General features: G+C 71.4%; 6 protein-coding genes and 1 pseudogene. 2 read left to right on the top strand and 5 right to left on the bottom strand.

The annotated features are described in order from the left end of the window. Positions 1-26: 26 nt before the first annotated feature. From GTW40_RS07505 to GTW40_RS07490, 4 genes are all read right to left on the bottom strand, one after another. Positions 27-1,187 carry an LLM class flavin-dependent oxidoreductase gene (locus tag GTW40_RS07505; RefSeq protein ID WP_161179374.1) on the bottom strand — a complete coding sequence of 387 codons (1,161 nt, stop codon included), beginning with the start codon at positions 1,185-1,187 and terminating at the stop codon, positions 27-29. An 18-nt stretch (positions 1,188-1,205) separates the two neighbouring features. Beyond that, on the bottom strand, positions 1,206-2,222 hold the full coding sequence (locus GTW40_RS07500; RefSeq protein WP_161179373.1) for an ABC transporter substrate-binding protein: 1,017 nt from the start codon (positions 2,220-2,222) through the stop codon (positions 1,206-1,208). A 119-nt stretch (positions 2,223-2,341) separates the two neighbouring features. Next, the gene (locus tag GTW40_RS07495; RefSeq protein ID WP_161179372.1) at positions 2,342-3,097 is read right to left on the bottom strand and encodes an ABC transporter ATP-binding protein; all 756 of its coding nucleotides are present in this window, start codon (positions 3,095-3,097) and stop codon (positions 2,342-2,344) included. Beyond that, positions 3,070-3,945, bottom strand: coding sequence for an ABC transporter permease (locus GTW40_RS07490; protein WP_161179371.1), 876 nt, complete (start codon positions 3,943-3,945; stop codon positions 3,070-3,072). The genes GTW40_RS07495 and GTW40_RS07490 overlap by 28 nt, the downstream gene beginning before the upstream one ends. A 447-nt stretch (positions 3,946-4,392) precedes the next feature. On the opposite strand from GTW40_RS07490, the gene GTW40_RS07485 reads away from it, so the two are divergent. Together GTW40_RS07485 and GTW40_RS07480 are read left to right on the top strand one after the other, a co-directional pair. Continuing rightward, entirely contained in the window at positions 4,393-4,815 is a 423-nt protein-coding gene (locus tag GTW40_RS07485) for a YjbQ family protein (RefSeq protein WP_161179370.1), read from the top strand. Then, a complete protein-coding gene (locus tag GTW40_RS07480) occupies positions 4,740-5,294 on the top strand; it encodes a recombinase family protein (protein ID WP_161179369.1) in 555 nt (184 codons plus the stop codon). The genes GTW40_RS07485 and GTW40_RS07480 overlap by 76 nt, the downstream gene beginning before the upstream one ends. Positions 5,295-5,550: 256 nt before the next feature. On the opposite strand, the pseudogene GTW40_RS07475 reads toward GTW40_RS07480, so the two are convergent. Then, a pseudogene (locus tag GTW40_RS07475) lies at positions 5,551-5,912 on the bottom strand (hypothetical protein); the annotation flags it as partial.

The following is a 5,912-nucleotide window of genomic DNA, read 5'->3' as shown; positions in this document are numbered from 1 at the left end:
CTCCGGCTGCCCACCGCCCGCAGGCGTCAGCGGCCGCCCGCCACCAGCAGAGGGGCGCCGCCGCCGGAGCCCTCGGCCGCCGCACCGTCCAGCAGGCCGCGTGCGGCGAGTTCGGGGATGACGCCCTCGCCGAACCAGTACGCCTCCTCCAGATGCGGATAGCCGGAGAGGACGAAGTGCTCGATGCCGAGGGCGTGGTATTCCTCGATGAGGTCGGCCACCTCCGCGTGACTGCCGACCAGCGCGGTCCCCGCGCCGCCGCGTACCAGGCCGACACCGGCCCACAGGTTCGGGTGGATCTCCAACTGGACGCGGGAGCCGCCGTGCAGCTCCAGCATCCGGCGCTGCCCCACCGACTCGCTGCGCCCGAGCGCCGTCTGTGCGGCGGCGACGGTGTCGGCGTCGAGGTCGTCGAGCAGCCGGTTCGCCGTGGCCCACGCCTCGGCGGAGGAGTCCCGGGAGATGGTGTGCAGCCGGACGCCGAAGCGGACGGTGCGGCCCTCGCGTTCGGCCAGCGAGCGAATCCAGTCGATCTTCTCCTTCACCTGGGCGGGAGGCTCGCCCCAGGTCAGATACACATCGGCGTGCCGGGCGGCCACGGGCCCGGCGGCCTGCGAGGAACCGCCGAAGAACACCTCCGGCACCGGGTCGGGTGGGAGCGCGGTGAGGCCGCCGTCCACCTGGTAGTGGGTGCCGTGGAAGTCGTACGGCTCACCCCGCCAGACGCCGCGCACGATGGACAGGAACTCGTCCGTGCGCTCGTAGCGGCGGTCGTGGTCGAGGTGGTCGCCGAAGCGGCGTTGTTCGGAGGAGTCGCCGCCGGTCACCACGTTGAGCAGCAGGCGGCCCCGCGTCACCCGCTGATAGGTGGCGGCCATCTGCGCGGCCAGGGTCGGGGAGAGCAGCCCGGGGCGGAAGGCCACCAGGAACTTCAGCCGTTCGGTGTGCTGGGAGAGGGCGGCCGTGATCAGCCACGCGTCCTCGCACCAGGTGCCGGTCGGCGTCAGCACCGCCTCGAAGCCGAGCCGTTCGGCGGCCTTGGCGATCTGCGCCAGGTACTCGATGTCGGGCGCGCGCAGTCCAGGCGTCTTGCGGCCGGCCTGGCCGTTCGGACCGTAGGCGTGGCGGTCCACCAGGGTCCGGCCGTCGCCGCCCGTGGGCAGGAACCAGTGCAGTCGTACGGTCATTTCGGGTTCCTCCTGTTGTCAGTTTTGGGCCGGGGCGGTGGTCGACGGGGGCAGATCGCCGTTGAAGCGCGTGTCGACGAAGTCGCCGAAGTCGACCTTCTTCGGGATGAGCCCCAGGGCGGTGAAGGTGTCGGCGATCTGCTGCTCGGAGGCGACGAGGGGCTTGTCGACGGCGACCGGGACGCGGGTGGAGTTGGTGCGCCGTACGGAGGCGAGCGCCACCTCGTAGGGCAGTCCGGTGTCCTTCGCCCACACCTTGGCCCACTCCTGCTGGTGGTCGTGGACCCAGACCTGTGCGCGCCGGAGCCGGGCCAGGTAGTCCTTGATGGCGGCGGCCTTCTTCGGATCGCGCAGCGCGCCGGGCGCGGCCACCTGGAAGGCCAGCCCGTTGGTGACGCCCTCGCCGGTGGTGAGCACCCGCCCCTGCTTGGCCTGGAGCACCTGGGCGGTGTACGGGTCCCATACCGCCCAGGCGTCGACCTTGCCGGAGTTGAACGCGGCGAGCGCGTCGGCCGGCTGGAGGTACTTCACCTCGACGTCCTTGAGGGTCAGCCCGGCGGCCTTGAGGGAGGCGACCAGCTGGTAGTGGGCGGAGGAGCCCTGCGCGACGGCCACCGACCGGCCCTTGAGCTGCTTCGGAGCGGTGAGCTTCGAGCCCTTCGGCACGAGGATGGCGTCGCCGAGCGAGGTGCCGTGCTGGGCGGCCACCACCGCGATCTTCGAACCGGCACCGGCCGCGAAGACGGGCGGGGTGTTGCCGACGCCGCCGATGTCGACGGCCTTGGCGTTGACGGCTTCGAGCAGGGGCGGTCCGGAGGTGAAGGTCGACCACTTGATGCGGTACTTCAGGTTCTTCAGCTCTCCGGCGGCCCGCAGAACGGCCTCGGAGCCGCCCTTCTGGTCACCGACGGCGAGGGTGACAGACCCCGAACCGTCGGTGCCGTCCCCCGTCCCGGCGGTCGCGTCGCCACCGCAGGAGGTGACCAGGAGGGAGAGGGGCAGGAGCAGCGCGGCGGGGAGCAGGCGTCGTCGCATGGCGGTTCCGTTCGTGTACGGAGGTGGGAGGTGGGTACGGGGTGTGCGGGAGGCGTTTTCACGCCAGGACCGGTCGGGATCGGTCGGGCCCCGGTCGAGGCAGCCCGGGACAGTGGCGGTCAGGCGGCTTCGGCGGCCGTGTCGACGCCGAGCCGTTCCAGCAGACCGGCGCGGATCGTCGCGAACCGGGGGTCGGTGATGTCGCGCGGCCGGTCGAGCGCGACCCGCTGTTCGTGGGCGATGCGGCCGCCGTCCATCACCAGCACGCGGTCGGCGAGCAGGACGGCCTCCTCGACGTCGTGGGTGACGAGCAGCACCGCGCAGCCCCGGCGCCGCCACACCTCGCCGACCAGCCGCTGGGCCTTGATCCTGGTCAGTGCGTCGAGCGCGCCGAACGGCTCGTCGAGGAGCAGAAGATCGGGTTCGCGCACCAGGGCGCGGGCCAGGGAGGCCCGTTGGGCCTCGCCGCCGGAGAGCGTCTTCGGCCAGGCGTCGGCGCGGTGCCCGAGGCCCACCTCTTCCAGCACGCGTTCCGCGAGGGCGCGTTCGGGCCTGCCCGGCAGACCCAGGACGACGTTGCGCCACACCTTCTTCCAGGGCATGAGCCGGGGTGCCTGGAAGGCGACGGCCCGGCGGCGCGGTACGAGGACGGTCCCCTCGATGTCCCGGTCCAGTCCGGCCAGGACGCGCAGCAGCGTCGACTTGCCGCAGCCGCTGCGGCCGAGCAGCGCGACGAACTCCCCGGGCGCGATGTCCAGCGCGAGGTCGTCGACGACGGCTCGGCCGTCGAAGGAGCGGGTCAGTCCCTCGACGCGTACGACCTGGGAGAGCCCGGTCTTCGCGGGGCTCACCGGCCCGTGAATGTCGGTCGCCATTGCAGCAGCAGCCTTTCGAGGGAGCGGACGACGAAGTCGGTGAGCAGGCCGAGGAAGGCGTAGACGATGAGGCAGACCACGATCACGTCGGTCCGCAGGAAGTCCCGCGCCTGGACCATCAGGAAGCCGATGCCGGAGTCGGCGTTGACCTGTTCGGCGAAGACCAGGGCGAGCCAGGAGACGCCGAGCGCGTAACGCAGTCCGGTGAGGGCGCCGGGCAGCGCTCCCGGGAGGACGACATGGCGTACCAGCCCCCAGCGGGACAGGCCCAACGACTCGCCTGCCTCAATGAGTTGGGAGTCGACACCCCGTATGCCGGCGTAGACGTTGAGGTAGAGCGGGAAGGTCACGCCGAGCGTGATGATGGCGATCTTCGGGGTCTCGCCGATGCCGAACCAGATGATGAACAGGGGGATGAGACCGACGAACGGTACCGTCCGCAACATCTGCACCGGGGCGTCCACCAGGTCCTCCCCGACCCGGAACAGCCCCGAGCCCAGGGCGAGTCCGACGCCGATCACGGTGCCGAAGACCAGCCCCGCCGCAACCCGGCCCAGCGAGGTCGCGACGGCCGAGGGCAGCGAACCGTCCCCGACGAGGTCGGCGCCGACCCGCGCGATCCGTCCCGGCGAGGCGAGCACGTCGGGGGTCAACACTCCGGTGGTGCTGAGGAGTTGCCACAGGAGAAGCAGCAGAAGGGGACCGGTGGTGCGGCGCAGCCAGCGCGGGACGCGGGCACGGCGGGACGAGTCGGGGACGAGGCGTTGGAGGGCGTCGGGCGCGAGGGGAGCGGCTATGCCGGACGTATCCGGATCGTGGGCGCTGGGCGGGGCATGGCTGATGCTCATGGGTGCTCCACGGAGGTGAGGTGGGGCGCGGGACGCGGTTCCGTGCCGGTCCGGATCAGACGTCACCGGACCGGACGACGCCGGGTACGTGGTCACGAGGCGTACGCGGGTGGGACGTACGGGTGCCGCGTGGGCAGGGGTCTACGGATGCCGCGGGGACCGCCGAGGCGAGGCGAGGCGACGCAGGGCGGTGCGGGAAACGAGCGGGAAGGGCGTCAGCGGCCGCGACGACACGCGGCGGAGGCCACCCGCAGCAGGTCGATGTGACCGCGCGTGGTGAGCAGGGCTGAACGCAACATGCGGGTGAAAGTAGCCAGCCGGCCGGTCGCGGGTCAACGGTGTCTCGCCTGATGGACCGTACGTATCGGAGAACGGGCACGCCTCGCCCGTACCGGAGCCGGTCGCGTCGGGGCGCGTGAAGTCCCATGTCCGGGTGAGGATGGGGGCATGTCAGATGCCTTCACCACGCGCGTGCTCAACATCGCCACCGGTTCCCACGAGCGGGTCGTCGATCTCACCGGCGAGTGCGAGGACTTCCTGCGCGAGGCGGCGCACGGCCGCGACGGACTGCTCAACGTCTTCGTCCCGCACGCGACCTGCGGAATCGCCGTCCTTGAGACCGGAGCCGGCAGCGACGACGACCTCCTCGCCACCCTCCACACCCTGCTCCCCGCCGACGACCGCTGGCAACACCGCCACGGCAGCCCCGGCCACGGCCGCGACCACGTCCTCCCCGCCCTCGTCCCACCCCACGCGACCCTCCCGGTGATCGACGGCCGACTGGCGCTGGGGACGTGGCAGTCCGTGTGTCTGGTGGACACGAACAGGGACAATCCCAACCGGCAGGTGCGGCTGAGCTTCATGAGCTGACCGAGATCATCCTGGGTGTGGCCGTCAAATGGGCCGACGACTGGGAGGCGTCGGGCGCCACCGACCCGATGACTCGGCCGAAGCTGTGCCCCTGGCTTCGCGGCCAGAGGGGCCCGTACGACGGCCTGGTGGCTGCGGCCGTCGACCGCCTCGGCCGTCAGGTCGTGGACTGCCTCGACACCGGCTGCAAGATGCGGGACGAGTGCGAGCTGCTTGTCACCTACGGCCATGGCGGTGCGTGGGATCTGGATGATCAGCTCGACGAGAACCGCTTCACCATGCAGGCATGGGGCGTGCAGATGGAACTGCGCGCCATCCAACGTCGAGACCGTAACGCGAACGAGAAGACGCGGGCTGCGGGACGCCCGAAGGGGAAGCCGTCCTACGGATTTCAGTACGTGCGGACCGCAGCTCCGCTGCCGACCAGCACGGGCCGTTGCCGGTCAGTACCTCGCTGTCGGGTGACCGCCAGGCGGTGATCGGTCCAAGATGGGCGAGCATCCAGTTGACCGGAGGACACACGCCCCAGTGTCCGCCCGTCGGAGGAGGCGGATCGGCAGGACGTTGTCCCGCAGGTGAAGCTGGGCGGCACACAGGTAATTGAGCTCTCGCCAGGCGGAGTTGACGGCGCCGTTCGGCACGCGGTTCGTCGCGTGCCGGACGGCTTGGCTTCAGTCGGGGAAGCCCTCGGGCCCCGTGACGGCGAGGCCGGGAGGCAGCATGGTGTCCGTCACTTCAGCGGCCCTTCCGGGCGGCGACCGCATCCACGGCAGCGGTGATCCGTCCAGCTCGGGTCTCCAACGTTCCGGCCTCCTTGATCAGTTGGAGGATCTGGGCCTGCTCGTGGGCGGGCACCGCCGTCCAGTCCAGCCCGGCCCGCTCCAGCGCGGCCGCCAGGTCCAGGGGCACGCTGTGGGGCGTGCGGTCCCGTACGACCTGCACTGGCAGCGGCACTCTTGTCACGCCGGTGGCGACGGCGGTGTACGGCACCGCGGCCTGGCCACGCAGCGCGTAGGTGACGAAGGTCTTGGACGTGCCGGTGGGGAAGGTGACGCGGAGCCGGGTACCGCGCTGGCCGATCGGCCCGCGGCAGGGCA

The sequence above is a fragment of the Streptomyces sp. SID4985 genome (assembly GCF_009863025.1).
GTDB lineage: Bacteria > Actinomycetota > Actinomycetes > Streptomycetales > Streptomycetaceae > Streptomyces.
The sequence above is the reverse complement of the archived record's forward strand: the minus strand, read 5'-3'. Positions and strand labels throughout refer to the sequence as shown.